This is a genomic window from Rhodobacteraceae bacterium D3-12 (assembly GCA_025916135.1).
Classification (GTDB): domain Bacteria; phylum Pseudomonadota; class Alphaproteobacteria; order Rhodobacterales; family Rhodobacteraceae; genus JAKGBX01.
Genome location: CP104793.1, coordinates 4,284,804 through 4,311,688, shown reverse-complemented (window position 1 = coordinate 4,311,688; position 26,885 = coordinate 4,284,804). Strand labels below are relative to the sequence as shown.

The following is a 26,885-nucleotide window of genomic DNA, read 5'->3' as shown; positions in this document are numbered from 1 at the left end:
ATGCGGGACGGGTTGAGTGTTGAGCATCTGAGCATCCGGCTTGAGCGGGGCGATCTGACGCTTGTGGATGACCTTAGCTTTGCCATTGCGCCGGGGAAGATGACGGCGCTGGTCGGGGAGAGCGGCTCTGGCAAGACGCTGGCCGCGCGGTCGATCCTTGGGCTGCTGGCGCCGGGGCTTTTGCCCAGCGCCGAGAGCCGGATCATTTTTGATGGCGAGGATTTGAGCAAGGTTTCTGCACGCAAGATGCGGGCGATCCGTGGGGCGAAGATCGGGATGATCTTTCAGGAGCCTATGGTCTCGCTTAACCCGTCGATGAAGATCGGCCAGCAATTGGCCGAAGCGATGCGCTTGCACACCGGCCTGTCAGCCAAGGAAATCCGGGCCGAGACCCTGAAGATGCTGGAGCGCGTGCAGATCGGCGACCCTGAACGCTGTCTTTCGGCATGGCCGCATGAGTTTTCCGGGGGGATGCGCCAGCGGATCATGATTGCATCGGTAATGTTGCTGAAACCGCGCCTGTTGATTGCGGATGAGCCGACCACCGCGCTGGATACTTTGGTCAGCCGTGATGTGCTTGACCTGATGGCAGAGCTGACACGGGATAGCGGCACCTCGGTTTTGATGATCAGTCATGATCTGGGCATGGTGGCGCGGTATGTTGACGATATTGTCGTCATGGAAAAGGGCCGCGCGGTGGAAAGCGGGCCGGCGCAGAGCGTTCTGCGGACACCGCAGCATGGCTATACGCAAAAGCTTGTTGCAGCACTCCCTAGTCGCGGACCGGCGCGGCCGGTTGCCACGACAAAGCCGCTGGTCGAGACGCGGGGCCTGTCGATCGGCTATCCCGAAAAGACCGGCCCGCTCCGCCCGAAGCGATTTCGGCGCGTTGTGCATGATGTTGATCTAACGATTCAGGCCGGAGAGACGCTGGCGCTGGTTGGAGCGTCGGGGTCGGGCAAGACCACGCTGGGGCGCACGCTTATCGGGTTGGAAAAGGCGGAAACCGGCACGATCCGGTTCCGCGGCAGCGACATCAGCGATCAGGGGCAGCATCGCATTGTCTTGTGCGGCGCGACATGCAGATGATCTTTCAAGATCCCTATTCCTCGCTTGATCCGCGTCAGCGGGTCAGCACGATATTGAGCGAAGCGTTGCGCCATTTGCCGGGTCTGAACGAGAGCGCAAAGCGTGCGCGCGCCAGTGAATGCTGTGCCGAGGTCGGCCTGCCATCCGAGCTTTTGACGCGCTTTCCGCATCAGCTTTCTGGTGGGCAGCGTCAGCGGGTGGCGATTGCGCGGGCGATCATTGCGCGGCCCAGTTTCGTGGTCGCGGATGAGCCGGTATCAGCGTTGGACATGACCGTGCAAAAGCAGATTCTTGAGCTGATCCGGCGCTTGCAGGAGAGTTACAGTTTTGCTTGTCTCTTTGTCTCGCATGATCTGGCGGCGGTGGAGCAGGTGGCCGACCGCGTCGCGGTGATGGAGGCCGGACGGATCGTCGAGTTAGGCGCGCGGGACCGGATTTTTGACGCGCCGGAGCATCCATATACGAAACGGTTGCTTGAGGCGTCGATGCGGCTCGACCCGGTTTAAGGGCGCCTTTGGCGGCGTGAAATGAAAACGGGCGGGGAAATCCCCGCCCGTTTTGGTTTTGCGCTGTCTGGGGTTATTCGGTTTTGCTGACACCGAACAGGAGCGTCTTGTCCGCCGCCCAAACGGTATAGTTTTCGACCTTTGGCCCGAGCGCGTCGATCACAGGCTCATAGAAAAGCCCGAAGATCGGCAAATCCTGCACCATCAGCTTGTGCAGCTTTTTGAAGATCGCGCGCCGTTCTTCGACATCTGCGGTCTGGGTCGACTGAACATAGAGTTTCAGCGCCTCTTCGCTCTCCCATTGGCGGCTGGGGGATTTGTCCTTGTCGCCAATCAGGCGGCCATACATTTGCGACGGATCGAGCCGCGCGGAATAGCCGAAGCTTTGGATTTGGAACGACCCGGCGAGGTAGTTGTCGAGCTGTGCCGCCCAGTCGAGCGTTTCAAGCTCGGCGTTGATGCCAGCGGCCATCAACATGGCCTGCAGCAAAACGGCGTTGTCATACATGCCCTGATAACGCGTGTTGGTCTGGATCTTGACCGCTTCGCCCTTGTAGCCCGCCTCTTGCAGAAGCGCGGCGGCTTTGGTCAGGTCATATTCCGGCCATTCCAGAAAATCCTTGTCAAAGAAGATGCTGGCCTCGGCCACGGCAGAGGAATTGTGGCTGGCCATGCCATTTGTGCGCACCTCGACGATCTGATCCCAATCAATGGCATGGGCCAGCGCGCGGCGGAAGGTGATGTTCGACATCAAGGGATCACGCGACTGGATCAACACGGGTGTCCAGCTGAGCCCCGGTGTCGAGGCGACCTTGATACCGCGTTTTTCGGCCTGTTCTATGCGGGAGGCTTCGAAGCCGGGCAGAATATCAATTTCACCGGCATAGAGCGCCGCTTCGGCGGCGGCTGTGTCCGGGATCACCTGAAATTTCAGGGAATCAACGCCAGCGGTCCGGTCGCCCGAGAGGCCAGACAGCGGCGCGCCCGAGGGTTTATAATCCGGGTTGGCGGCGAGCTGAATATATTGGCCCTTTTGCCAGTTTTCCAGTTTGAAGGACCCGGAACCGATGGCGCTCCCGGCGATCCATTTGCCATCCTGATCGACGTTTTTGGGCGAAGCGATCCATGCGTTACACTGGATATTGGCCAGCTGCATCAGGAACAGCGCGTTGGGCGCGTCGAGGGTAAAGACGACGGTGGCGTCATCCGGTGCCTTGACCGACAGAACCTTGAGCCCTTTGGAGCCGTCGAATTCAGAGGCGCAGACCCAATCATTGGCCGGATCGGTGCGCCAGGACCAGTTCCACAGCACATCCTGTGAGGTCACGGCAGACCCGTCATGGAAGGTGGCGCCGTCGCGGATGTTGAAGGTGTAAACCGTCCCGTCTTCGGAGATGGTCCAATCCTTGGCCAATGCGGGGCCGATGCCCAGATCGCTGGTGAAGGCGACGAGTGTTTCGAAAATGTGGTGCGTGACCGTGTCCGAGTTGCCATCGCGATTGAACCCGTCCAAGGCACGAATATCGGCATTCATGCGCACCGTCAGTGTGGTGTCTGCCAAGGCCGGCATCGCCAGTCCGGCCGAAAGGACGAGCGCCGCCAATGTCGCGCGGCCGCCAAGTTGAAATGTCATGCGAATCCCCTGTTTATACAATTATGCCACTGTGATCCGGGGCCAGTTCGCGACCACGGAGGTTGGCTTGTGGGGGTAGGTTACAACTTTTTGAGTGCATGAAAAGCATTTAATTGGAATATAACGCCCGTTTGCTTTGCCTTTTACCCCTTCTCAAGACAAGAATTTCGCAAGAATGGTGCTGTGCGAGGCTTATGGCGCCGGTTTGGGATGTTTGCCGATGCGTTGTGATTTGCGATTCTTGCGTGTCGAGAACCGCCGTTGTAGCCAGTGAGGGGGCCTTGAATGCCGACACAAGCGCGCGGCGGTGCGCGTTTTTCCGGGGCAAGGCAGGGTCCGATGGACGTTCAAGACGGGATGCGCAAATGCCGATCCAATTTCATAAGCTCACTGCGGTGACACCGCGCGGACGGGCAACAAGCAGGCTGCTTGGCGCGATGGAGCACACAAAGTGCCTTGCGGCAAACCCCGGCGCATGACTGTGCCGGCTGACACCCCCGTGCTGAGCGAAGCTGATCTGCGGTGGCGGCCCTATCGGCTCTGTGCGCAGAGCCAGTTGGCCATTGATCCGCCAACCGCGCTTCCGCCGGGCTGGACGCCCGATGTCTCGGTGCCGCTGGATGATGCGCTTCCGTTCCCGTGGGATGAAGACTATCGCGTTGCTCACGCGCAGGCGTTTCAGCCGGTGCGGTTCTGGCAGAATGCCACCGCCCTTGCGGCGCTTGTGGCGGATGCGCGCGCGCGTGGGACGGGCGCAGAAGACGCCGAAGAGATGCTGATCGCGCTGGTGAAGCGGATGCGCGACTATATCCGCAAGGTCGACGGCGCGCGGTTTATCGAGAACCGTTTCACCTTTTCCAGCGCGGGCATGAAGCTGCCCTATGGCTGGGTCAGTGGCATCGCCAATGCCTTTGTCATCCTCGGCTGTGTCGCGGCTGTTCAGGTGCTGCCGGGACGCGGGCTTGAGGAAGATGTGCGGCGGTTGGCCGATGCCTATGCCCGTATATTTGCCGAAGGCAGCAACCCGCCGGACCCTTGGATCAGCTATCGCGACCGCAACGGTTTCCTGTGGTTTGAGGAATATCCCGAGCCGGGCGGGCAGCCCAACCTCGTGCTGAACGGGCATATCTTTGCGGTGTTCGCACTGTTTCGCGCCAGCGGGTTTTGGCCGGGGCACGGCTATGCCGAGATGGCGCAGGCCGGGGCCGCCACGGTTGAGGCCTATGTGCCGCTGTTCCGTCGCAAGGGGAAGGTTAACATTTATGCGCTGCGTGGGCAGCGGCGGAGTGATTACCTGCCGTTGCGCACGATCCGTCAGCAATATCAGCTTTATCAGTTGACCGGATCAATGACCTTTTTGGCGCATGCCCGCGCGTTTCGCCAAGACATGGCCGAGCTGCTGACGACGAAAGATCACACCGGGTTTGACCGGCTTGAGGCGGTCGCGATGGAGCGGCGGCGCTGGATCGACGAAGACACGCCAACGCTTGAACAGGGTGGTTGGCGGCTGATTGACGACCCCGGAGAGGGGTTGCCGCCCCTGCCCTGACGCGGGTGCGAACGGGTCGCTGTACGCGTCAGGGGGAGATCTAGCGGATGTAAGAGCGGCTTTATTTCGGTTTGTAGAGGAACTCTCCAACCCGCTCTTCGCCGCCGTAGCCCATACGCTGCATCCGGTAGAGTTGCTTGACGTAGTCCAGCGCTTCGATGCGGCTCATATCGGCGCAGCGCGTGGTCGCCTGCATCTCGATCCGCAGGGCGAGGAGCGGGTGACGGATGATGCGTTCGGCATAAGCTTCGGCGCTGGCGATAAGTTGGTCAGGTTCCACGACGGCGTTCACGAGATTGGCGCGCATGGCTGCATCGGCGTCCAGCGGATCGCCTGTCATCAGCATTTCCATCGCCAGCACGTAAGGCATCTGTCGCGTCAGGCGGGTTGAGCCACCGGCGCCGCCCATACCGTAGAAGATTTCCGGAAAGCCAAATTTGGCGTCGGGGGTACAGACACGAATGTCCGTCAGGTGATTGAGATAGATCAGCCCCTGCCCCAAGCAATAGCCGCGCACAGCGCCGATGATCGGCTTGTTGCGGTCCAACAGCAGAACGTCGCGCGACCACGTAAAGGTGTCTGGGTCGCCCTCTTTCACCAGATGTTTGGGTGAAAGGTAATATTCGAGTTCCTCCATCGGCGTGTCGAATTTGGCATAGGTCGAGCGCACATCATCGCCCGCCGAAAAGGCGCGGTCGCCGGCGCCTTGCATGATGCCGACCTTGACCTCGTCATCGGTGAGGAAGTTCACCATATGGCCATACATTTCCTTGTGCATGGCCGGTGTCATGGGGTTTACCGACCCGTTGCGGATGGTGAAGTAGCCGACTGCGCCTTTGCGCTCATATTCGATAGGCATGTGATGTTTCCTTTATTAAAATTAGAGCCAAGCGTTCGAGACGCGGTCGAATGACCCTTGGCGGAGGTCCGGTTTTTCCTTGATCAGCAGTTGTTTCGCGATCTTTTCGGAGGGTGTTTTGGGAAGCTCGGCGCGGTATTCAATGTAGCGCGGGGTTTTGAAGGCCGCGAGGCGCGTGCGGCAGTGTTCGAACACCGTTTCGGGGGGCAGGTCTTCGGCGCTCATGCCCTCGGAGAGAACAATGTAGGCTTTGACCTCTTCGCCGCGAGCGGGGTCTTTGACACCGACGGCGGCGGCTTCGACGACGCCGGGGAGTTCGACCAGAACGGTTTCGACCTCGCGTGCCGCGATATTTTCACCGCTGCGGCGGATCATGTCTTTGAGGCGGCCAACAATGGTGTGAAAGCCGTCGCTGTCGCGCTTGAACAAATCGCCGGTACGGAACCAGCCGCCGTCGAGGAAGGAGGCGGCGTTGGCCTCGGGCTTCTTGTAATAGCCGAGCATGATGCCGGGTCCGCGAATGCAAAGCTCGCCTATTTCACCGTCGGCGACTTCGGCGCCGTCGGCGTCGATGATCTTGGCTTCGCGGAAGGGGGCCGGAAGGCCGCAGGCGCCGGAGCCGACCATATGGGTGGCTTCGCTGGGCATGAACAGCGCGCCGCCGACTTCGGTCATGCCGAAAGATTCGCGGGCAATGACGTTATAGCGTTCCTCGAGAGCCGCGTGCTGGCTGCCGGAGACGCCAAAGATCGAGATGCGGCGCAGGTCGTTGTCGGCGTCGTTGTCCTGAGCGGGCAATTGATAGACCACTTCGGGGAACAGGCAGTAGTGGATTTTGAACCGTCGCACCCAGTCCATGAAACGGCTGGAGGAGGCGCGGCGCGCAACAAAAATCTCGCCGCCCAAGCGCATGGTCATCAGGGTGAGCCACTGTGGGTCCATGTAGAAAAACGGCTGGGCCGCGAGGATGTTGTGCAGGTCTTCCGCCGGGCCGCCACGTTGCGACGCGACGAGAGAGATGGTGATCCAGTAGCGGTGGGTCAGAAGGCACCCTTTGGGGAAGCCGGTGGTGCCCGACGTGTATTGGATATTGATGACATCATCGAGCGCGGGCTCTGGCAGGCCCTGGGGAAGCGGGGCGGCTTGCTCGCGCAGGGACTCGTCAGTCTGGCCGAGGACATCATCGCCATCGGTTGCACCAAAGGTCACGCATTGAGCGGTTTTGACGGGAGCCTCGCCTTCGAGCGCGCGATAGGCGGGGAGGCATTCGGAGTGGATCAACAGATAGCTGGCGTCTGAATCGGTCAGGACGTAGTTCAGCTCGCGTCCGGTATAGTTGATATTGACCGGCACCATGACCGCGCCCAGTTTTGCAAGGGCAAGCCAAGCGATCGGGAAGGACGGGATGTTGGGCAGCATGACGGCGACGTGGCTGCCCTTGCGGATGCCCAATGAATAGAGCGCCGCTGCCATCTGCTCGATCTGTTGGCCGACTTCGGCGTAGGTGGCCGCGCCGCCGTCCGGCTCTTCGAAGAACGTCCAGAGGGGGGCGTCGGGCTGTTTTGCGAGGCATTCATCGACGAGCGCGGCGATGTTGCGCGGGAAGGGCATTTTTTCAACGTCGGCGCGCTGGCGATCAAGCGCGGCTTTGATCTCGGGCCAGGATTGTCCCGTGGGGAGGGGCGTTTCGCTCTTGTTCATGTGTCAGTCTTCCGCGTTATTCAGGGTTTGATTGTGCGCTTCGTTGCGCCGCCGCACCATTTCGCCCGCGAACATGAGCAAGGCGCTAACGGCGGTCAGCATGACGGCGGCGGCGGGCACGGTCGGGTCGATTTTGAGGCTGAGGTCGTTCCAGATGCGGACCGGCAGCGTTTGTTGACCACCCGATACGAACAGCGTGATGATCAGCTCGTCAAAGGAGGCAAAGAACGACAGGACCGCCGCCGCAAAGATGGAGGGGGCGAGGTGTGGTGTGGTGATCAGCATGAAGGCCTTGAACGGCCCCGCGCCCATGGTGCGGGCCGCGCGTTCGATCGTCATGTCAAAGCTGCGCAAGCTGGAGGAGACCAGCAGGATCGAGTAAGGCAGCGCCACAACCGCATGCGCCAGAGTGAGCGCCAGCGCATTGTCGACGATCTGCCAGCGCAGGAAGATCATGTAGAGCCCGAGGGCGAGCACGACCGTGGGCACGATGAGCGGCGCAATGAACAGCGCCGTCAGGATGCCGCGCCCCGGGAAACTCCCCCGGACGAGGGCGACAGAGGCGAGGGTGCCGATGATCACGCTGAGCGCGGTGGCACCGAGGCCGACCCGGAAACTTAGCGACAAGGCCTCCATCCAGCTCTCTTGCTGAAAGAACTCGCGATACCATTTGAGCGAAAGCTGCTTTGGCGGGAATTCGAGGAATTGGCTTTCGCCGAGTGAAATCGGGACGAGAAAGATCAACGGGGCCAGAAGGAAAAGCACGACCAGCCAGAAATGCAGCGCGAGCAATCTACGGATCATTTGGACAGCCCTCCGGTTGCGAATTCGGGGCGGTTTCGGGTCGCGAGCCAGAAGATCAGCAGACACAGGAGCGTGGCGAGCAACAGCGCGGTGGCCAGCGCGGCGGCGAAGCCCCAGTTCAGCGTCTTGTGCACCTGAAGGTCGATCAGGTTGGCGATGATCAGGCTTTTTTGTCCACCGAGCAGGGTTGGCGTGACATAGAAACCGAGCGACAGGATGAAGCAGATCAGCCCGCCTGTGGCCGCCCCCGACAGGGAAAGCGGGAAGAACGTCGACCAGAAGGCGCGTATGGGTGACGCCCCCATCACGCGCGCGGCCTTGATCAGGCCGGTGTCGATATTCACCATGCCCGCGACGGTCGGCAGGATGACGATGGGCAGCAGGATTTGAACCATGCCAAGATGCACGGCGAAGTTGGTATAGAGGAACTGGACCGGTTGCTCGGTCAGGCCGAGCCATTGCAGGGCGCTGTTAACCAGTCCCTCGCGACCCAGAAGGATGATCCACGTGTAGGTGCGGATCAGGATCGAGATCCAGAAAGGCAGGAGCACGAGATAGGTGATCATCGCGCGTTTGCGCGGTTTCATCTGGCTCATGTAGTAGGCCGCCGGATAGCCGATCAGGAGGCAGATGACGGTTACCGTGAAGGCAAGCCAGAACGTGCGTTCGAGCACCACCCTTGCGAGGCGCGAGGTCCAAAGCTTGGAGATGGATTTCAGCGTAAAGCCGTCATCCCCGACAAAGCTTTGGACGAGCACTCCGACCAGCGGGTTGATGAACAACACGCCGATCAGGGCTATCGCTGGCAAGAGCAATGCCAAGAGCCGCCAATTCTGTTTTGCCTTCACGGTCATTTCGTCCTCGGGATTAGAGCAGCGTCCATTCGGTCCAGCGCTCGGTCACCTCTTCGAGGTTTTCCGCCCACCATTTGCTGTTGAATTTGAACTGGGCCGCCGCGTTCGCGGGCGACGTTGGCAGGGTTTCGACGAACTCTGGTTCGAGGTAGTCAAACATGCCGGGGACGAAGCCCGGATAGGGAACGACCTTGACGAACTCTGCGGCCAGTTTCGGGTTGAGCCGATACTTGAGGAATTCCATCGCTTCCTTCGGGTGCTTGGCCCCTTTGGGCATGCCCATGTAGGACAGCATCAAGGCACCTTCGTTGAAGGTGATGGCGACGGGCTTGCCCTCGGCCTGAAGGGGCGAGATGCGGCCATTCCAACAGGAGGTCATGTTGACCTCGCCGTCGATCAGCAGTTGAACGTGCTGGGCGCCGGTGGACCACCAGACGGGGATGTGCGCCTTGATCTCGTCAAGCTTGGCAAGGGCGCGTTCGACATCGAGAGGATAGAGATCCTCAGGCTTGACGCCATCGGCGAGCAGGGCGAATTCGAGCGTGCCCTTGGGCGAGTTTTCCAGCGATCTCGGACCGGGGAAGCGTTCGACATCCCAGAAATCGGCCCAAGAGTTGGGCTGTTCGCCTTCGTAGCGATCTGTGCGATAGGCGAGCACCGTGGAATAGGAAGCGCGCACCAGAGCGGTTGGTTCCTTGGCCATTTCGGGCAGGAGACCTTTGGGGTCGATGATCGAATAATCGAGGTTTTCGAGCCAGCCATTCTTGGTCGCGATTACAACGTCATCGCCGTTGAGTTCGGTCAGGTCCCATTCGACATTGCCGGATTCGACCATTGCCTTGAGCTTGGGCAGGCTGACCGGGGCGGTGGCGCGCACCTTGATGCCGGTCTGTTCGGTAAAGGGGATTTCGAACATGTCGCGGATCACGGTTTCAAGCGAGCCGCCCGAGCCGTTGACAACGATGGTCGTCGCCTCGGCGCGCGCAATCGCGGGGGCGGCAAGGGCGCCCAATGCGGCGACAGAACCGATGTTGAAGTTACGCCGTGTAATAGTCATTTTGTCATCTCCTGTTGTGCGCGGCCCGAAGGCCGCATCGTTGGTCATTACTTGGCTAGAAAAATCAGGTTTTCGGCCTCAAAGCCCAAGGCGATGGATTGGCCGGAGGCGAGGGGTGCCTCGCCCGGGTGGCGGGGTTCCACCAGCAGGATTTCGGTGCCGTCGCCGGTGCGGGCGGTGTAGCGGATCGCCTCGCCGGAAAAGATGGTTTGCTCGACCACTGCGGGCACGCCGCCGGATGTCACCCGCTGGATGAGTTCGGGGCGCAGACCGACCGCGAAGGGCGCGGATGTGCCGGGATCGAGCGGGATACGCCCTAGGCCCTCGACCTCCATGGAGGTTTGATCGGAGGCGCCGACTTTGAGGATATTGTTCGAGCCGATGAAATTGGCGATGAAGGTGGAGACGGGCCGGTCATAGAGCTCTTGCGGGGTGCAAATCTGCTGAATTTCGCCCTGATCCATCACGGCGATCCGGTCAGAGAGGGTGAGCGCCTCGCCCTGGTCATGGGTCACGAAGATGACCGTGCTGCCGAGCTGTTTTTGCAGGGCCTTCAATTCGAGTTGCAATGTTTCGCGCAGCTTGAGATCGAGGGCGCCCAAGGGTTCGTCCATCAACAGGACGCGCGGTTCGAACACCAGCGCGCGGGCGATGGCGACGCGCTGTTTCTGGCCGCCAGACAGTTCGTGCGGCATGCGGTGGGCGAAATCGCCAAGCTGGACCATCTCGAGCGCCTTCATGGCACGTTTGCGGACCTCGGCCTTGGCCACCTTGCGCATTTGCAACGGGAAGCTGACGTTGGCGAGGACGTTGCGGTGGGGAAACAGCGAGTAGCTCTGGAACACCATGCCGATGTTGCGCTTTTCGGTGGGGGTGTGCCGGATGGAAACGCCGTCGATCAGGATGTCGCCCATGTCGACATCAATAAATCCGGCGAGCGCGTTGAGAGCAGTGGTTTTGCCCGATCCGCTCGGGCCGAGCAACGTCATGAATTCGCCTGCCCCGACCGTGAGGCTGAGATTGTCGAGAGCGGTGAAAGTGCCAAAATTCTTGCGCACATTTCGGAACTCGATCGTCGCGCCACTGCTTGTCATCAAACTGCTCTCCCGATGCTTAACCAATAAGTGACGCCATTGTCATTTTTTAGTCAAGGAATTTCTTTTGTCTCTTTTTCAGTGTGTTAGAGAAGAGTTTCCCATTGACGCCCGGGGCGCAACTTGTGATTGGAGCGTAATTTGCTAAAGACTGTCTGGACTGCTCAAGGCCAGAAGGCTGTTTTGCGCGGGCGGTAAGGGAAGTGTGATATGTACGATTATTGCGAACATCTCGAGACTGTCCTCGCCGAGTCGAAAGGGGAACGCAAGGTTGTGCGCACAGAGCAGAAGCTTGTTCTTGCAACGGCGCGGCTTTTGAACAGCACCACGTACCATTCCCTGTCTGTCAGTATGATCGCCGAGGGCGCTGGCCTCGCTCATGGGACGTTCTACCGCTACTTCAAAACGCGGTCTGAAGTTGTTGCCAAAATGCTGGAGGGGTATTTCGATTTTGTCAGGATGGGCGCGCGGCAATTGCGCCAAGGCCATTCGACCCGCGAGCGGATTTACATCTCGAACCTGCATTACATTCGCTGCTTTCGCCAGAATGTCGGGATAATGCGGTGCATGTTCCAGCTGAAAGATGATGATCGCCTCATTGCCAAGGTTGCGAATGAGGCGAACGATGAGCTGATCTCGCGGATCATCAAGAGGAACCCGCAGCATTCAGCGGAGTCCAAGGAGCTTCAGCTTAGTCTTTATGCGTTGGCGGGCATGATTGATGAGCTTTTGCTTAAAGTTTACGGGCGGACGGACCCGCCGCTGGCCGCCTATTCCGAGTCGCCAGAGCTGATCGCAGATGTGATTTCGAAGTTTTGGTATGACGTTATGGAACCGATGGCGGGCGACGCCGCGCTATCGAGCAAGCTGATCCTGGGGTTTAGCCGGCCCGGTTGACTGGGTGGCGGTCTGTGCGGGCATGATAAGGGTTGAGACAGCCAAGGTCCCGCACGCTCATTCGGGTCATGTATTATGAATAAACTGTCGGGGAATGGTGCCCAGGAGAGGCACATAACTGTTGTCTCACGGCATATCAACTTCGATCAATATTCTTTTCGTTTCATTGCATTAGCTGGAAAACTGGTTTCATGAACTATCAATTGGACGTAGGGTGTACTATATCTAGAGGGGGACCAAAAGGGGGACCGAAATGAGAGTGCGTTACAAGCTCACTTCTGCATTCGTGAAGTCTGCACCACTTGGCAAGCACAGTGATGGCGGCGGACTTTATCTCTATGTGCGAAACAATCGGAACCCTTCTTGGATACTGCGCTTCACGCTTCACGGTCGACGACACGAAATGGGCTTGGGTGAAGCCGCGAAGGTGACGCTCAAAGCTGCCCGTGCGGAGGCGGAACGCTGGAACGCTGTAGTGGCTGCCGGCGGTGACCCAATTCGCGAGCGGGAACGGTTGAAACATGAAGCCCAGCGCAACATGCACATTTTGAGCGATGTTGCCCGCGATGCATTTGAGAGCCGCAAGGCAGAATTGAAAGGAGACGGGTCTGCCGGACGTTGGTTCTCGCCGCTTGAGCTACATGTATTGCCGAAACTGGGCAGAACGCCCGTAGCGCAGATTGATCAGCGCGACATTCGCGATACTTTGACCCCGATTTGGCACGACAAGGCTGAGACAGCCCGCAAGGCTATGAACCGGCTGCGTATCGTGATGCGCCACGCCGCAGCATTGGGTTTAGAGGTGGACCTTCAAGCATGTGACAAGGCTCGTGCGCTTCTTGGAACTCAGCGACATATGGCCAGCCATATACCTGCTATGCGCTGGGCCGAAGTGCCTGCGTTTTATGCATCGCTTAACACTCCTACAGTAACACACCTCGCGTTAAGACTACTTATCTTGACAGGTGTTCGCTCCGGATCTTTGCGCACTGCCAGGCTCGACCAATTTAAGGGCGACACTTGGACGATACCCGCAGATTCTATGAAAGGACGAAAGGGCACCACCACCAATTTTCGGGTGCCTTTGTCAATGGAGGCGCAAAACGTAGTTCACGAGGCGGCAAGAAACGCCCGCGATGGGAATCTGTTTCCTTCCGTTCGCAAGGGTATCATCTCGGACATGACGCTTTCGCAGCATATGAAGCGGGCAGGTCTGGAAGCACGTCCGCACGGTTTTCGGTCAAGCCTGCGCGATTGGCTCGCTGAAACTACAAATGCGCGACACGAGGTCGCTGAAACCATTCTGGGGCATACCGTCGGAAGCTCTGTAGAAAGAGCATACCGTCGTACTGACTTCCTTGAGCCGCGCCGCGAACTACTCGAGCGTTGGGCGCAGTATGTCACCGGCAGCCCGGCGCAAATTGTGAAGATTTCAGCATGACTTTTTCTTACAGGGCCCAGCTTGCCGACAACTTGGTGTGCAACGCAAATGCCAGCTGCCTTGTTGAAGTAAGGGCGCATCAATTTGCACCCCATAACCATTGGAAGCAAGTTTCTGCAATGGAGCTGCGATTTTCAGAACGTGTCCAGTGAAAACTCTGATTAGCCAAACAGGCATTGGCTGTCAGTAGAACGGAAACATTAGCTCAAAAGGGGTGCCAGATATGAGCAATAATGAGATTGATGCATTGAAGCTGCTTGAGCAGGCTCTTCAACGAGGAAATGACAGAAACTGGAGTGAACGCACTGGCAGTCAAGAGTTAACAAAAGAAGAAGCAACGAAATTTGTAGCCAAGGTATTATCCGAGCAGCTTACGCAGACGTTAGGTTCGAAAGACCCCGGAAGTAACATCATGAGGGGGCTTTTGGTTCTTCAAGATGTTTTTAAGACACTGCCTCCTTCCGAAGAAGACATTGTGAGAACTATCGAGTGTTCCCAGCATGATTATCACGCTTTTTGGGCATTACGCTTTCTTGCAACGCTCAAAATTGCTCCGAACTCGACAGCGCTGCAGCGCTGGCAATCCAGCTTCCTTTCGGGTGCGATCAATGAGCCGCCATTGCCGAAAGGTCCCTACCGAGATCGGGACGCACACCGAAATATGCTAATTGTGAGCCAGATCAAGCAACTCGAACAAATAGGATTTAGGCCCACTAGGAATGATGCATCAACTCACCAAAATAGCGGCTGTGACATCGTAGCTGACGCACTGCAATCTTTAGGAAAAGGGATGTCATACTCGGCAGTAGAGCGTGTTTGGAAGGAGCGCGACAAACTACCTCAACCCAAGTATATTGCGGACCTTTTGATCGAATTTCCATCGCTGTTTGCTGAGAAGAAAAACACGTCGGATTAGTAGGGCGCGTTACTAATCCGACGACATGTCAACAGGACTCAATCAGTCTCCAATCATCTCAAATGACTGGAGACTCTGATGTCTAAAAATACTGCATCTGACTTGGGGCCGATTGATCCCCTTTTGACCGCCCGCGAAGGCGCGAAAGTTCTCAATATCAGCCTTCCTACGTTCTGGCGGAGGGTTGCTGATGGCACAATTACCCGCCCAGTAAAGCTGGGTGCTGCCTCTCGCTGGCCGCAATCTGAGATCGTCGCGGTAATTGAAGCTGCCAAAGCGGACCGCGACGATGCATGATGCTCAAACACTGACCCGCAAACTCGGAGGCCGCTGGTATCATCGATACGGAACTGCGCCATGTCCAGTGTGTCAACCAGTGTCTGACGTCAGCACCTATGGGACAGATATGAGGATTTGAATAACGGAGGGTTTCTGGTTCATCGTAGCCTTTAAGGAGCGAAGATGAACAAGAAGCCCGGAACATCGAAAGGCGCAGCTGACAAGCTGGTCAAAAACATCCGCCGCAAGACCCGCCAGACCTACTCGGCGGAGGAGAAGATCCGCATTGTTTTGGCCGGATTGCGCGGGGAGGAAAGCATCTCGGCGTTATGTCGCCGCGAGGGTATTTCTGACAGCCTGTATTACACTTGGTCGAAGGAATTCCTTGAGGCTGGAAAGCGTCGTCTTTCCGGCGACACGGCGCGTCAAGCGACATCGCCTGAGGTGAAGGAGTTGAGATCTGAGGCCATGGCCCTGAAGGAATGCGTGGCCGACCTCACCTTGGAAAACCGTCTGCTCAAAAAAAGCATGACAGGGGCTGGGGAGTTCGAGGAATGAGGTATCCAGCAACCGAGAAGTTGGAGATCATTCGCACAGTTGAAGGGTCGCATCTGCCAACCAAGAAGACCCTTGATATGCTGGGCATCCCGCGCACCACATTTTACCGATGGTATGACCGATATGTCGAAGGTGGCTTGGATGCCTTGGCAGATCGTTCGCCACGTCCAAAGTCGGTCTGGAACCGCATCCCTGATATCCGCCGTGACGATCTGATCGAGTTTGCGTTGGAGCATGAGGCACTGACCACACGCGAGCTGGCCGTTAAATATACCGATGAGAAGCGATATTTTGTCTCTGAATCATCGGTTTACCGCATCCTGAAAGCCGCTGATCTGATTACTGCGCCGGACTACGTGGTGATCAAGGCCGCCGATGAGTTCACGGACAAGACCACCGCCATCAACCAGATGTGGCAGACTGACTTCACCTACTTCAAGATCATTGGCTGGGGCTGGTATTACCTGTCCACCATCCTCGACGACTACAGCCGCTACATCATCGCCTGGAAGCTCTGCACGAACATGCGGGCCGAGGATGTGACCAGCACGATCGAGCTGGCGCTTCAGGCATCGGGCTGCGACCAGGCCGTGGTCCGACACAAACCCCGTCTGCTCAGCGACAACGGATCCTGTTACATCTCTGGCGATCTGGCCAAATGGCTGGAGGATCAGAAGATGGACCACGTTCGCGGAGCGCCATTCCACCCGCAAACCCAAGGCAAAATAGAACGATGGCATCAGACCATGAAGAACCGTGTTCTGCTGGAGAATTACTACCTGCCCGGTGATCTCGAGCGACAGATCGGGGCCTTCGTCGACTACTACAACAACCAGCGCTACCACGAGAGCCTGAATAACGTCACACCCGCCGACGTCTACTTTGGACGGGACAAAGCCATTCTGAGAGAAAGGGAGAAGATCAAGAAACTGACGATCCGACAACGCCGCTTGCAACATCAAAAACAAGCCGCATAATCAATCACGCAACCGAACCAGAGCCTCCAATGTTCAAGCCGCTCTGATGTCCCATTTTATATGACGACTGACACCCCTGCAAAAATGCTGCTGCGCGGACGTCGATGTGAACTCCTGCTAGTGTTGCCTATCTTGCAGACGTTAGAGCCCACTCACGTGTTCATGTTGCCCGAGCAGCCCAGAGCTTTTCTGCCGTCTGCGAAGCAAATACGGTTAGTTTTTGTCCATACTCTGTGGCGGCAATTATTTTTTCGACAGGAATCCCCTCAGCAACCATTCGATCCACTCCTTCGGACTCAGCGACTGCGAATACCAAGTACTGCTCATCGCCTAGTAAGTATCCGGCACAGTGGCCATGTGCGATGCGGTTTCGTGGTTTAGAATGTTTCTCGTAGCGTTTCTTCAATCTTTTGAAGTTTTTCGCAATTTGAGAGTATTGTTCATTCTCTTCAAGTGTTCGGGCGATTTCCAAGAGTTTGTCTGAGCCCTTTAACTTCAGCAAACGACTCGCGGCATTATGGAGTTCTTCGCCTGTAAATGCAGAAACGAGAATAGTTAGCGCTCCATCCAATGAGCCCCATGCCAGAATCAGGTCAAGCATGGCATCCCTATGGAACTGCTTGAGAGGATTACCGTATTCACCACCATTGATCTCATCTAGCAGCTTTCTTGACACATCTAAGCCCTTTCAAAGTGAGATTGAAGACCTATCACGCCGCATCAATTAATGCCAACTTCGTCCCGCTGACAGACGATTAACTGAACAATATGCTGCGACATGCACGAATGACTGGTTCGAGGAAGCTGCATCGCAGCAACGAACGGGGCGGCAGACGGCTGGTATGGGTCGGATTTGTCCAGGATCGCACCCGGCACCAAGGGCGAGAAGGAGCCATTCGCTGCTTGTGCGAGGCAATCATGCTGTGTTGATCCTCCCCTGCTGAAGTGGTCCTCCGCTATGTTTAGGAAAACGGAGGAAACACATGTCAAACAAGCGACCGAAGCCCGAGGAAATTGTTACGAAGTTACGGCAGATTGAGGTTCTGACGGGGCAAGGAATGCCCCGCCTGGACGCGATCAGACAAATTGGCGTGACTGAACAGACCTATTACCGCAATACTAGGGGCAACTCAGATGCTAGAGCAACGTCATGCGATAAGATCCTTGCGCCGCGCATCAACATAACCGGTCCAGACTTCTCCTCTACTGAATTCATCATCCTGCAAAACGGCGATCAGGAAGTCACGATTGGTCATCAGCCCTTCTATCCGGGTCGCGCTAAGTGCTTTGGCGGCTCGGTCTAATGCCACTTTTCGTGTTTCGCCCCAAGCCAAGACCTTTGCAATCATAGGGTCATAGTAGGGCGTGATAACTGCTCCTTCCCGAACTCCGGTATCGATGCGGACACCCTCTATATCTTTGGGGGTTTCGAAGACGGAGAGTGTTCCGGGAGCAGGCAAAAAAAGTTTATTGGGATTTTCGGCATAAAGACGGCATTCCACCGCCACGCCTTGGCGGTTGATAGCACAAAGCTCACCTTCAAGGTCTTCGCCTGCGGCGTGACGGATTTGCATCGCGACAAGATCAACGTCGCAGATCATTTCTGTGACGGGGTGCTCGACTTGGATACGGGTGTTCATCTCTAGAAAATAGAATTCTCCGGAGTCCGCGTCGACGATGAACTCGACCGTACCCGCTCCGCTATAGTTCTGCGCAGCTGCTAGCGCTCGTGCACTCTCTCCCATGCGAGCCGTAATTTTAGAATCTAGGTTGGGCGCTGGGCTTTCTTCAATAACTTTCTGGAACCGGCGTTGGGTTGAACAATCCCGCTCAAACAGATGGAAGGCACGCCCGTCACCTAGACCGAAAATTTGAATCTCGACATGGCGTGCGCGAGCGACGAATCGTTCTAGATAGACCGACCCATCGCCAAAGCTACGTGCCGCCATTTCTTGCGTTGAATTGACAGCTTTCGCTAACTGCTCGGGTCGGTCGACCCGCCGCATTCCGATCCCGCCGCCGCCAGCAGAAGCCTTAACCAGTAAAGGAAAGCCGATTTCTGCGGCGGCCGCGTCCAGTTCGTGCAAATCCTCGGCTGTGAGCCTTTCGGAACCGGGTAGCACCGGTACGCCCGCAGCTTGTGCTAGGGCGCGCGCACGTTCCTTGTCGCCCATATCTTCTATGGATTTTGCGCTGGGCCCGATCCACATCAATCCAGCCTCTTGCACTTTTCTCGCAAACGCCGCGTTTTCAGCAAGGAAACCATAACCGGGGTGAATTCCGTCCGCCCCGGTTGCCTTGGCAGCCTCAAGTATAGCGTCAACGCGTAAATAGCTTTGTGCCGCCGGAGCGGGGCCGATATGAACTGCCTCGTCTGCTTCTTCGACATGAAGCGAGTCCGTATCGGCGTCCGAATAGATGGCGACTGTATCCCACCCGAGTGAATGTGCAGCGCGGCCAATTCGACAGGCGATCTCGCCGCGATTGGCGATCAATATCTTCTTCATGAGTGTTCCTTTGGTTAAAAACGGATAGCGCGCCCTTTGCTTCCAACCTGTTCTGGCTAGGGCCTTATTTGGCATTATTGACGCTTCTTAAGATCCTCCATGAGTTTTCAAATCACCTCGGTTGATAAGAACGTTGATAAGAACCCAGTTCTCTTCGCCTCTTACCTGACCAATTACTGCAATCGAGGGAGCAGCCAAGACGGAACTATGGTTTTTGCCATAGTTCGCCGTTTCCCAAGCAGCGGCGATTTCACGGAAAAATCGCTCGCCCTAAGCTTTGTTGGTTCGACTACGATCTGCATCTCGCGCTGTAGCGAATGCTGATAATCGGACGCATTTTTGCCACCGAGCAGGCGTGCAATTTTGCTACGCCATGCGAACTTGTCAGTCTCAGGCTTCCAGTTCATTGGCGTCGTTTTCCTTTAGTTCGTTGTCGGAAGACTCGATTAGCAACAGTTCAGACCCACGCTAAAAGCATAATGTTGACATTATGAATACTTTTGGAGTTGATGGGATGGCAAGCCAAAAAGTGATCGAGGGGGCCAGATGTCCGACTACAAACGATTGATCGACGAACATGAAGCGCTCAAGGAGAGAATCCTTGCTATGGGTGGAGCTGAAAAGATGGCAAAGCGCGAGGATGCTGGAATGCTCAATGCGCGCGAAAGGCTAGATGCGATCTTTGATGCAAACAGTTTTACAGAAACGGGCATGTTTGCGACCTCACACATCCCCGAAATGCGTGACCGCAGCCCCGCCGACGGTAAGGTCTGCGGATTTGGCAAAATTGATGGGAGACCTACAGCAATTGTTTCTTGTGACATTACCACACTGGGCGCTTCGTCCAGTCTGACAAATGTAAAGAAAATGGGCCACATACGCCGGACGGCTGCGCAGAACGGAATGCCGATCATCTTTCTGAATGAAACCTCGGGTGCGCGCATACCCGATACGATGGGCGCGCAGGGTACTGGCGCTCTGGGGCAAGATCCTACTCAGTTCGTTCGTGATCGACGTATCCCTTACGTAGCGGCCTGTTTAGGTCCTAGTTTTGGCACAGGGACATGGTTCACGATGCTTTCGGATTTCGTAGTGATGAGAAAGGGAGGCTGCCTTGCAGTTTCATCCCCTCGTGTTACTTCGCTAGCCATCCGAGAAGCTGTGGACCCCGAAGAATTGGGCGGATGGAAGCTGCACACTGAAAAGACAGGCCTTGTCGACTATGCGGTTGATACAGATGATGAGGCGCTCGAGCTTGTCAAAAAGTTTCTGTCCTATCTTCCTTCACACGCAGGTGAGTGTCCTCCGGACACAGCTCCACCTGACCCCACAACGCTGCCCAACCCTGAAGAAATCCTCGATATTGTTCCCATACAACGTCAAAAAGTTTATGACGTTCGCAAGCTGATAAAAGCAATCGCAGATCCCGACAGCATATTTGAACTGAAACCAAAATTCGGTAAGGCCGCGACTACGGCCCTCGCTAGGATGAATGGTAAGGTGGTTGGTTTCGTCGCATCCAACCCGATGTTCAAGGCCGGCGCTCTTGACCCCGATGGTTGCGATAAAATCACCAGCTTCCTTGTTCTATGCGACAGCTTCAACATCCCAATTATCATGCTGACCGACACTCCGGGCTTCCTGATCGGAATCGAAGGCGAAAAACGCAAAGCGCCAGGCAAGATCATGAATTTCATGAGCGCGCTTCAGATGTGCACCGTGCCGAAATTCTCGATAGTTACGCGAAAGTCTTATGGGCAAGCCTATCTTAATATGGGTGGATCCCGCAATTCGGATGAGATGGGGGCGTGGTTCACCGCTGAGGTTGGCTTTATGGACCCAAACATCGGCGTGAACGTCGTCTACGGAGTTACCGCAGAAGGCGATCCGCAGAAATTCGAGGAGTTGAAGCAGGAAATCGGCCGTGAAACTTCAGCCTATGACCTAGCAGCGATTTATTCCGCGCAATCCGTACTTGATCCGCGCGAAACTCGTGATTGGCTGATTAAGATGATGGATGTTCATTCGAGAGCGATGGACAAAGGTCTCTCGCAGCGCAAGCTTTCCAGTTGGCCAACCACCTTTTGAATTATAACGCAGTTTTCTTGATCAGGAGTGACACATGGCAGAAATCAAAGTAGAATCAGAGATTACTGGAACCGTATGGAAGATCGAAGCTAGTATCGGCGATAAAGTTAGTGAAGACGATGTAATCATGATACTTGAGTCGATGAAAATGGAAATCCCAGTGCTTGCCCCCGAAGATGGACGCATAACGGGGCTTCATATTGACGAAGGCGCGAACGTTGGAGAAGGACAGCATATCGCAACCATGGAAACGTGAAACGCGGTTGGATACTCCTTAGTTTTCTACTATTGGTCTGAGCGGAGATATAGAGTCGAAACGGAGTTTACTGTGAAGTCGAAACCACCGACAGTTCTTCGCTCTCAAATTACGGGTGGAGAAGCCCTCTCTCTCTCAGAGCAGATTGCGAGCCAACTGGCCGATTCAATTGCCAGAGGTGACTATGAACCCGGAGACCGCATCCACGAGGTTGCAGTCTCAGAAAGGTTTCAGGTCAGCCGCGGGCCGGTGCGCGAGGCGCTACGGATTCTTGAAAAAAGGGGCTCGTTAGCATCAAGCCGAGGCGTGGAGCAATCGTAACCAAGCTGTCGATCGACGAAGTTGAAGACGTGTTTGAAATTCGAGCTACATTGCTTGGGTTGGCGGGTCGGCGTGCCGCATTGATGGGTGATGAAACAGTTAATGCAGAATTGCGTGCAACGGTGGCCGAGCTGAACAAACTAGTTGAGCTCGGCGAAGGTGAAGATGTGACTGACGCCTATCTGGCCAAAGTCCAAGAAGCCAACATTAACCTGTGTATCAGAACCGGAAGCACGCGGCTGGCCGAGATTATCTTTTCATTGCTTCATCAGACGATCCGATATGCCCGGCTCGGTCTCGCAACAAAGGAGCGGCGCGCTCAATCGGCTCAAAACTGGACAAGGCTGTTAGAGCGGATCGAGGCAGGCGACGGCGATGGCGCTGAGGAAACCGTTCGCAAGATGGTCAACCGTTCAAAAGACATGGCGGTTAGTATCTTGCTAGAGTCTAAGGAGTCGGGCTAAGCCCGACGCCTTTTTACTGCCGACTCCCAACGCGCTAGCGCTCCCAGCGCTTTTGCCGCTTCGGGCAATTCGTCAAAAACGGCGATCCCCGCGTCAAGAGCAATATGTCGGTCAGCTCTTCGCCGTGCATCGGTCACCTCAGCTCCATCAGAACGCAGTACAAGAACTATGCGTGGGGCATCAGAGTTTGCAGCGCCAACTCTCATCGCTCCGCTCACTAACCCACCGATGACATCCACACGTTGATTGGTCGAACTGGTAAAGACTGGAAGGTTGACGTGTAGAACAATTGCATCGAGGGTTGCTTCTCCAACCAGTATATCAAGGATTTCGTTTGCAACCGCGCCGTCACGATGGCGTAACGTCCCAGCGGGAGTGTCTACAGGATTGGCTAACCCTGTGCCCGGTGGTAGGCTCAGCGCCTCCAATCGAGCCAACGTAGAGGCGGAAAACTGCGGTATCTCCAGCCCGTTTCGCGCAAAAGCGTCTGCGGCCAAAACGCTTGACCCGCCCCCATTACCGAATAGTGCAACACGCTGCGTAGGGCTGTCCTTACGGCAGTTTCGGAACTGTAAGACAAGAAGTGCATTCAAGAATTCTTCCAAGGTATCAACTATTACCGCACCTGTTTGACGTTCAATCCCGGACCAAAGCCGAGCATCTGCCGCCAACGCTCCTGTATGCGAAGCAGCAGCGCGCCCCCAGCCTCGGTTCGTCCCCCAACAAGCATTACTACCGGCTTTTCGCAGGCGTGTTCTTTCAAGCGCTGCACGAAGCGCCTGCCATCTCGCACGTCTTCTAGGTAAAGGCCGATAACATCAGTTTCGGGATCTGCGAAATGATGCTCCAATAGGTCTGCGGGCGTCAAATCTGCACTGTTGCCCAGCGTGGTTACCGCCGAGAACTTGAGCCCCCGAGCGCCGCCTTTCAGAATTACATCGACGGCCAACCCGCCAGATTGAGAGATCACCCCTATGTTGCCAGGCGTTGAATCGGCCCCGCCAACAAAGGTCAATCCTCCACGGGGCGAATGGACGCCAAGACAGTTCGGCCCGAGAAGGCGGAAACCATTTGCTTTCGCAATTTCCAGCAGACGACGTTCCTTCACTGTATCCTGACTTTCGCCGAAACCGGAGGACATGACTTGCACAAAATGTGCCTTGTTAGGGGCTGTACCAAGTGCCTCCAACGCTGCATCGGCACCAATCGCAACATAGGCAAAATCAACCGGCTCCGACATCGAGGCGAAGGATTGCGAAGTTTTTAAACCCTGTATCTCGGAAGCGGTCGGATGTATCGGAGTGATGCGTCCTTGATAACCAAAAGCAAGGCTGTGGCTAATCACCTCGTTACCAAAGCCGCTGCCAGATGATGACGCACCAAGTATAGCGATGCTCTTAGGTCGAAACAGCGGACGGAACATTTCGCGTGTCACCTGCATATCTATGGGTGGAGCGGGCTCAAGAGCTGCGTTGGCGCTGGCGCTCAACATGATTCGAGCGTCTGCTGCAACAGCACCTCCAGGTCCTGCGATTAATGGATTCACGTCAATTTCCACCGCTTGGCCTTCAAACGCCATCATTACTCCCCTGGGGCCACCAAAGGCGACCAAAGCTGCCACCAGCGCATCAACGTCTACGCCATCGCGTCCGCGCACTCCGGAAAGAATGGGTCGCGCCTTAAGTTCTGCCAGCATCTCGCGTGCTTCATTTTCGTCTATCGGACAGACGCGAAAGGCGACGTCTTCGAATATCTCAACGAAGACCCCACCAAGTCCGACCATCACGCAGGGGCCAAAACGCGGGTCGAAAACCCCGCCAAGCACCAGTTCAACACCCGGAGCGGCCTGCTCTTCCACCAAAAACCCGTCCGGTTCGATCCCTGCCTTAGCTGCTGCGGCGTTAATCGCTGAAAGTGCGGCGCTGACCTCTGCGGCGTTGTTAAGATTTAACTGAACTCCACCAAAATCGCTCTTGTGAACTCCGGCACGTGTTACAAGCTTGGCAACCAACGGCGGCGTTAGTTGGCCAAGAGCATTTTCCGTTGCATCCTCCGGCCGCGCCAACCACTTGCCGAGTGGCGTCGAAACCCCATGGCTGGACAGAACAGCCTTTGCCGAGATTTCGGACAGGGCCTTCGCCCCCGATTGACGTGCGCTTTGTGCCGCTTCCTGGGCGGCTAGCCGCCAATCGGCAACACTCGAGTTTCTATTAATCTGACCCGTCATTCCAGTTTCCTTGTGTTGTCGAAGTAGTCGGTATTAGCGCTAGCGGTGGCCCTACGTAGAAAGTTGCCTTGAGTTCGACGCATCGATGCAGAGGCGCCTGGGTGTAATATTCCAAGCTTTCACCTGATCACTGAAACGCCATTTCGGCACAATGGACGCAGCAGTCAGGTCGTCCGGCCTAGAAGTATGAACATTAGGAAAGCAAAGAGGACGCCCGCGGTCAGTAAGATTGTGAGTGAATTTGCGCCAAGTTTTTGGGAAGGAAATATTCAAATGGCGCAGCGCTCTGGAGTAATTTTCTCTAAAAAGACGAAAAGCTCTCGTCGCGATAAGGATTAGGACCGAAACTTTCGTGCTGCGTCGCGCTGCCCAGATCAACGCGGCGGCAGTTGGTTTCAAAGGCGATAGAAACTTGCCCAAATGGGCAATAACTATTGTGCCCACTGACGCTGTTAATACGCCCGCCATGTTGTTGTTCGCACCCATCCGGGAGTACTCAGTGATTTGAACACGGCTCGTGTCTTTCGTTCCCATGAACCCATTAAGTGAAATCGGCACCGCTCCGAGGAACACAGCAGAGAAATACACGACATGCGGAGAATCCACACCGTTTTCTGCTGAAAAGTTGAATGTAAGCACAACCAGAGTCTCTCCGATTGCGAGCATCTTGGTTTGCAAGGAAAGTGAGAACCCGCTTCCATAAATCACTACCTGTTTTCCGCCGGCAGTGTTCATTCGATTAGCCAATGCGGCGGCGGCGGCCCCGAAACAGGCGATTGGAACCGCGCCAGTTGATCCATTTTTAGAGACCCGATATAGGCATCGCGCAAGTCTTGGCCCGCGAAAGTGAGTGAGGTCGGAAACCAAACCGGCCCGTTATCCGGCCCTTCAAAGAAGATTTTGGGTTCACCCCCGGCAGGCAACACGATCAGCGCGTTCCGCGTGATCTCGGTAATCCAAAGCGTGCCCTCAACATCCACAGTAATACCGTCGATCAGAGCGCCGGGCCAGAAACCATCCGGGCCGTATATGCGGCGGTTCGACAGATCACCCGAGCCGTCGACATCAAATGCCGATACTCGCCCCTTTGCGGTTTCCGAGACATAAAGCACGCTTTCATCCAGACTAAATCTGATCTCATTAGTGAAATAAAAGCCGTCCGCAACGATGCGCGCTCCTGCGTCGTCGATTAGCATCAAGTAGCCATCGGGTCGCGGTTGTTTGATCGCATCACCGCGCGGAATTGTCCGGGTAGATACCGAGACCCACAAACGCCATTTACTGTCGAACAGCACGAAGTTTACCGCGCCCAGTGACCGTCCGTTTAGTCGGTGAAGCATTGTCGAGGCTTCACCGGTACGGCTTAAGCGTTGAACTTCACCAGTTTCGATATTTGCCACGACGAAAGAGCCGTCTCGGTCCATTGCTATACCGTTGGGTGAACCGCCAAGCGAGCCGATACGCGTCTGTGCGCCATTGGGTGCTAGCCTTACAACGCCGCTCTTGTCATCGGAGATCCAGAGCACGCCATTCTTCTGCGCGAGAATGCATTCTGGGCGGCTTAGACCTTTTCCAACATGACTTATCTGATCAACTAGCAAGGTATAGTCGATTGAACTCATGGGTTTCCCCCCTGTCTGATCGATACGAAAAACTACTGGACTCACAAACATGTCTGAGACAGAGTTAAGAATGTTAGCAATATATATGTCAACCTTACTTGTGGCCATTCCGTCCGTACCAAGAGACGGCAGGCAAAAATTGGAGGAAAAAATGTTCCGAATGCTCAATTCTCTTAGGTTAGCCCTTGCCGGACTGGGGCTGACGGTAGTGATGACCGCCGCTAGCGGTGTGACTGCCCAGGTAACTACTGTTGACCACCTCACCGCGCCGGCGGGTATCGGCGAATATGAATGGGCGCTTGGCATTGCCCGAATACTGGAGCAAAATTCAGAGACATTGCGCAGTAAGCCTCAACCAACACAGGGTTACATATACAACTTGCGTTATGCTATCGGAGCCAAAGACCGTACTAAATTGATCTTCAACTCTGACCCGATTAGTCCCTGGTTGGCAGCCAATAAACAGGCCCCCTTCGAGGACGGCTTGGGCGATTTGCAAATTCAAGCGCTGATGAACGCGACGTGGCCTATCTGGATGTTGGTTACTGCGGATGCTAACATCAAGTCGCCGGAGGATTTTAAGGGCCGTACTATCGCGCTGGGGCCGAAAGCTGGCACTGCGACTGTCATGGCCGAAGAGACGTTGAAATCGCTTGGCGTACTGGAAGATGTGAACCTTCAGTACCTCTCTTTTGCCGACATCTTTTCAGGGTTGCTTGATGGGACCATCGATGTTGGCCTTACGCTAAGCTGGTACAACGCCGCTGACAACAAGGTAGGTGTTGTCCCCGGGATTCTGAACCTCGAACAATCCGGTCGAGGTTTTCACATTGTGCCTTGGACAGAAAAAGGATTGCGCAAGACGCATGACGACACCGGCGTTCCCTATCACATCCTAACAGTTCCGGACGGCACGTTGCCAATTCAAGAAGGGGATGTGATGCTTTACGCCAATCCCGATTTCGTGGCTGTTGATGCCACTTTTCCTGAAGAAACGGCGTACGAATACGTTCGACAAACTCTCGCGCACCTAGAAAAGATAAACGCAGCTGGTGGACTTGGCGTTCTGTTCACACCTGCTTTCCTTCCCTACGGGATCGAAGCAAAGCTTCATCCTGGTGCTTTACGCGCCTATCGTGAAGCCGGTCTGATAAAGTGATCGATCCAGCGTGCGTTAGTCATCTAA

General features: G+C 56.0%; 24 protein-coding genes and 2 pseudogenes. 14 read left to right on the top strand and 12 right to left on the bottom strand.

Annotation, left to right across the window (positions count from 1 at the left end; all coding sequences use genetic code 11):
• From N4R57_21085 to N4R57_21075, 3 genes and pseudogenes are all read left to right on the top strand, one after another.
• Positions 1-1,089, top strand: coding sequence for an ATP-binding cassette domain-containing protein (locus N4R57_21085; protein ID UYV37403.1), 1,089 nt, complete (start codon positions 1-3; stop codon positions 1,087-1,089).
• Positions 1,086-1,358, top strand: a pseudogene (locus tag N4R57_21080) (ATP-binding cassette domain-containing protein). Before N4R57_21085 ends, N4R57_21080 begins: the two are co-directional and overlap by 4 nt.
• A gap of 123 nt (positions 1,359-1,481) precedes the next feature.
• The gene (locus N4R57_21075) at positions 1,482-1,595 is read left to right on the top strand and encodes a hypothetical protein (protein ID UYV39636.1); all 114 of its coding nucleotides are present in this window, start codon (positions 1,482-1,484) and stop codon (positions 1,593-1,595) included.
• Positions 1,596-1,668: 73 nt separating this feature from the next.
• Here the strand turns inward: N4R57_21075 and N4R57_21070 are convergent, their stop codons facing one another.
• Entirely contained in the window at positions 1,669-3,228 is a 1,560-nt protein-coding gene (locus tag N4R57_21070; protein ID UYV37402.1) for an ABC transporter substrate-binding protein, read from the bottom strand.
• A 475-nt stretch (positions 3,229-3,703) separates the two neighbouring features.
• On the opposite strand from N4R57_21070, the gene N4R57_21065 reads away from it, so the two are divergent.
• Positions 3,704-4,777 (top strand): D-glucuronyl C5-epimerase family protein, encoded by a 1,074-nt coding sequence (locus tag N4R57_21065; GenBank protein UYV37401.1) that lies wholly within the window; start codon positions 3,704-3,706, stop codon positions 4,775-4,777.
• Between the two features lie 61 nt (positions 4,778-4,838).
• Here N4R57_21065 and N4R57_21060 read toward each other — a convergent pair whose 3' ends face one another.
• The 6 genes from N4R57_21060 to N4R57_21035 are packed head-to-tail and all read right to left on the bottom strand — an operon-like array spanning position 4,839 to position 11,146.
• Positions 4,839-5,636: an enoyl-CoA hydratase/isomerase family protein gene (locus tag N4R57_21060; GenBank protein UYV37400.1), complete on the bottom strand. Its 798-nt coding sequence runs from the start codon at positions 5,634-5,636 to the stop codon at positions 4,839-4,841.
• 21 nt (positions 5,637-5,657) lie between these two features.
• Positions 5,658-7,337 carry an acyl--CoA ligase gene (locus N4R57_21055; GenBank protein ID UYV37399.1) on the bottom strand — a complete coding sequence of 560 codons (1,680 nt, stop codon included), beginning with the start codon at positions 7,335-7,337 and terminating at the stop codon, positions 5,658-5,660.
• 3 nt (positions 7,338-7,340) lie between these two features.
• Positions 7,341-8,141: an ABC transporter permease gene (locus tag N4R57_21050; GenBank protein UYV37398.1), complete on the bottom strand. Its 801-nt coding sequence runs from the start codon at positions 8,139-8,141 to the stop codon at positions 7,341-7,343.
• Positions 8,138-8,989 (bottom strand): ABC transporter permease, encoded by an 852-nt coding sequence (locus N4R57_21045; protein ID UYV37397.1) that lies wholly within the window; start codon positions 8,987-8,989, stop codon positions 8,138-8,140. The genes N4R57_21050 and N4R57_21045 overlap by 4 nt, the downstream gene beginning before the upstream one ends.
• Before the next feature lie 19 nt (positions 8,990-9,008).
• Positions 9,009-10,052, bottom strand: coding sequence for an ABC transporter substrate-binding protein (locus N4R57_21040; protein UYV37396.1), 1,044 nt, complete (start codon positions 10,050-10,052; stop codon positions 9,009-9,011).
• A 47-nt stretch (positions 10,053-10,099) separates the two neighbouring features.
• Positions 10,100-11,146 (bottom strand): ABC transporter ATP-binding protein, encoded by a 1,047-nt coding sequence (locus tag N4R57_21035; protein ID UYV37395.1) that lies wholly within the window; start codon positions 11,144-11,146, stop codon positions 10,100-10,102.
• A gap of 210 nt (positions 11,147-11,356) precedes the next feature.
• Between N4R57_21035 and N4R57_21030 the strand changes: the two genes are divergently transcribed.
• From N4R57_21030 to N4R57_21010, 5 genes are all read left to right on the top strand, one after another.
• Positions 11,357-12,043 carry a TetR/AcrR family transcriptional regulator gene (locus N4R57_21030; GenBank protein ID UYV37394.1) on the top strand — a complete coding sequence of 229 codons (687 nt, stop codon included), beginning with the start codon at positions 11,357-11,359 and terminating at the stop codon, positions 12,041-12,043.
• Between the two features lie 253 nt (positions 12,044-12,296).
• Positions 12,297-13,484: an integrase arm-type DNA-binding domain-containing protein gene (locus N4R57_21025; protein UYV37393.1), complete on the top strand. Its 1,188-nt coding sequence runs from the start codon at positions 12,297-12,299 to the stop codon at positions 13,482-13,484.
• Between the two features lie 223 nt (positions 13,485-13,707).
• A complete protein-coding gene (locus N4R57_21020) occupies positions 13,708-14,400 on the top strand; it encodes a hypothetical protein (protein UYV37392.1) in 693 nt (230 codons plus the stop codon).
• Positions 14,401-14,478: 78 nt separating this feature from the next.
• Complete coding sequence (locus N4R57_21015; protein UYV37391.1) at positions 14,479-14,697, top strand: DNA-binding protein; 219 nt, start codon at positions 14,479-14,481, stop codon at positions 14,695-14,697.
• A gap of 165 nt (positions 14,698-14,862) precedes the next feature.
• A protein-coding gene (locus N4R57_21010) for an IS3 family transposase (protein ID UYV37390.1) occupies positions 14,863-16,214 on the top strand; the annotation gives its coding sequence in 2 pieces (ribosomal slippage) (positions 14,863-15,199 and positions 15,199-16,214; 1,353 coding nt in all).
• Positions 16,215-16,374: 160 nt separating this feature from the next.
• Here N4R57_21010 and N4R57_21005 read toward each other — a convergent pair.
• The gene (locus N4R57_21005; protein ID UYV37389.1) at positions 16,375-16,890 is read right to left on the bottom strand and encodes a hypothetical protein; all 516 of its coding nucleotides are present in this window, start codon (positions 16,888-16,890) and stop codon (positions 16,375-16,377) included.
• Between the two features lie 307 nt (positions 16,891-17,197).
• Here N4R57_21005 and N4R57_21000 point away from each other — a divergent pair.
• Positions 17,198-17,326: pseudogene (locus tag N4R57_21000) on the top strand (IS3 family transposase).
• Between the two features lie 36 nt (positions 17,327-17,362).
• On the opposite strand, the gene N4R57_20995 reads toward N4R57_21000, so the two are convergent.
• Positions 17,363-18,721: an ATP-grasp domain-containing protein gene (locus N4R57_20995; GenBank protein ID UYV37388.1), complete on the bottom strand. Its 1,359-nt coding sequence runs from the start codon at positions 18,719-18,721 to the stop codon at positions 17,363-17,365.
• Positions 18,722-19,267: 546 nt separating this feature from the next.
• Here N4R57_20995 and N4R57_20990 point away from each other — a divergent pair.
• The 3 genes from N4R57_20990 (at position 19,268) to N4R57_20980 (ending at position 21,850) form a co-directional block, all read left to right on the top strand.
• On the top strand, positions 19,268-20,809 hold the full coding sequence (locus N4R57_20990) for a hypothetical protein (protein UYV37387.1): 1,542 nt from the start codon (positions 19,268-19,270) through the stop codon (positions 20,807-20,809).
• Positions 20,810-20,843: 34 nt separating this feature from the next.
• Positions 20,844-21,065, top strand: coding sequence for an acetyl-CoA carboxylase biotin carboxyl carrier protein subunit (locus tag N4R57_20985; GenBank protein ID UYV37386.1), 222 nt, complete (start codon positions 20,844-20,846; stop codon positions 21,063-21,065).
• Positions 21,066-21,415: 350 nt separating this feature from the next.
• Complete coding sequence (locus tag N4R57_20980; protein ID UYV37385.1) at positions 21,416-21,850, top strand: FCD domain-containing protein; 435 nt, start codon at positions 21,416-21,418, stop codon at positions 21,848-21,850.
• Between the two features lie 616 nt (positions 21,851-22,466).
• On the opposite strand, the gene N4R57_20975 is transcribed toward N4R57_20980, so the two are convergent.
• Genes N4R57_20975 through N4R57_20965 form a run of 3 tightly spaced genes read right to left on the bottom strand, consistent with a single transcriptional unit; the run spans position 22,467 to position 25,699 of the window.
• Positions 22,467-24,077, bottom strand: a complete 1,611-nt coding sequence (locus N4R57_20975; protein UYV37384.1) for an acetate--CoA ligase family protein — start codon at positions 24,075-24,077, stop codon at positions 22,467-22,469.
• A gap of 51 nt (positions 24,078-24,128) precedes the next feature.
• The gene (locus tag N4R57_20970) at positions 24,129-24,812 is read right to left on the bottom strand and encodes a hypothetical protein (protein UYV37383.1); all 684 of its coding nucleotides are present in this window, start codon (positions 24,810-24,812) and stop codon (positions 24,129-24,131) included.
• Positions 24,809-25,699 (bottom strand): SMP-30/gluconolactonase/LRE family protein, encoded by an 891-nt coding sequence (locus tag N4R57_20965; GenBank protein UYV37382.1) that lies wholly within the window; start codon positions 25,697-25,699, stop codon positions 24,809-24,811. The genes N4R57_20970 and N4R57_20965 overlap by 4 nt, the downstream gene beginning before the upstream one ends.
• Positions 25,700-25,748: 49 nt before the next feature.
• Here N4R57_20965 and N4R57_20960 point away from each other — a divergent pair, with 49 nt between their 5' ends.
• The gene (locus N4R57_20960; GenBank protein ID UYV37381.1) at positions 25,749-26,858 is read left to right on the top strand and encodes a TAXI family TRAP transporter solute-binding subunit; all 1,110 of its coding nucleotides are present in this window, start codon (positions 25,749-25,751) and stop codon (positions 26,856-26,858) included.
• Positions 26,859-26,885 lie beyond the last annotated feature (27 nt).

What these genes read in the sequence shown, in the direction of transcription:
- N4R57_21085 (UYV37403.1), top strand. Translation starts at nt 1, where the DNA reads ATGCGGGACGGGTTGAGTGTTGAGCATCTGAGCATCCGGCTTGAGCGG.
- N4R57_21075 (UYV39636.1), top strand. Translation starts at nt 1,482, where the DNA reads ATGGAGGCCGGACGGATCGTCGAGTTAGGCGCGCGGGACCGGATTTTT.
- N4R57_21070 (UYV37402.1), bottom strand. Translation starts at nt 3,228, where the DNA reads ATGACATTTCAACTTGGCGGCCGCGCGACATTGGCGGCGCTCGTCCTT.
- N4R57_21065 (UYV37401.1), top strand. Translation starts at nt 3,704, where the DNA reads ATGACTGTGCCGGCTGACACCCCCGTGCTGAGCGAAGCTGATCTGCGG.
- N4R57_21060 (UYV37400.1), bottom strand. Translation starts at nt 5,636, where the DNA reads ATGCCTATCGAATATGAGCGCAAAGGCGCAGTCGGCTACTTCACCATC.
- N4R57_21055 (UYV37399.1), bottom strand. Translation starts at nt 7,337, where the DNA reads ATGAACAAGAGCGAAACGCCCCTCCCCACGGGACAATCCTGGCCCGAG.
- N4R57_21050 (UYV37398.1), bottom strand. Translation starts at nt 8,141, where the DNA reads ATGATCCGTAGATTGCTCGCGCTGCATTTCTGGCTGGTCGTGCTTTTC.
- N4R57_21040 (UYV37396.1), bottom strand. Translation starts at nt 10,052, where the DNA reads ATGACTATTACACGGCGTAACTTCAACATCGGTTCTGTCGCCGCATTG.
- N4R57_21035 (UYV37395.1), bottom strand. Translation starts at nt 11,146, where the DNA reads ATGACAAGCAGTGGCGCGACGATCGAGTTCCGAAATGTGCGCAAGAAT.
- N4R57_21030 (UYV37394.1), top strand. Translation starts at nt 11,357, where the DNA reads ATGTACGATTATTGCGAACATCTCGAGACTGTCCTCGCCGAGTCGAAA.
- N4R57_21025 (UYV37393.1), top strand. Translation starts at nt 12,297, where the DNA reads ATGAGAGTGCGTTACAAGCTCACTTCTGCATTCGTGAAGTCTGCACCA.
- N4R57_21020 (UYV37392.1), top strand. Translation starts at nt 13,708, where the DNA reads ATGAGCAATAATGAGATTGATGCATTGAAGCTGCTTGAGCAGGCTCTT.
- N4R57_21015 (UYV37391.1), top strand. Translation starts at nt 14,479, where the DNA reads ATGTCTAAAAATACTGCATCTGACTTGGGGCCGATTGATCCCCTTTTG.
- N4R57_20995 (UYV37388.1), bottom strand. Translation starts at nt 18,721, where the DNA reads ATGAAGAAGATATTGATCGCCAATCGCGGCGAGATCGCCTGTCGAATT.
- N4R57_20990 (UYV37387.1), top strand. Translation starts at nt 19,268, where the DNA reads ATGTCCGACTACAAACGATTGATCGACGAACATGAAGCGCTCAAGGAG.
- N4R57_20985 (UYV37386.1), top strand. Translation starts at nt 20,844, where the DNA reads ATGGCAGAAATCAAAGTAGAATCAGAGATTACTGGAACCGTATGGAAG.
- N4R57_20975 (UYV37384.1), bottom strand. Translation starts at nt 24,077, where the DNA reads ATGACGGGTCAGATTAATAGAAACTCGAGTGTTGCCGATTGGCGGCTA.
- N4R57_20970 (UYV37383.1), bottom strand. Translation starts at nt 24,812, where the DNA reads ATGAACACTGCCGGCGGAAAACAGGTAGTGATTTATGGAAGCGGGTTC.
- N4R57_20965 (UYV37382.1), bottom strand. Translation starts at nt 25,699, where the DNA reads ATGAGTTCAATCGACTATACCTTGCTAGTTGATCAGATAAGTCATGTT.
- N4R57_20960 (UYV37381.1), top strand. Translation starts at nt 25,749, where the DNA reads ATGTCTGAGACAGAGTTAAGAATGTTAGCAATATATATGTCAACCTTA.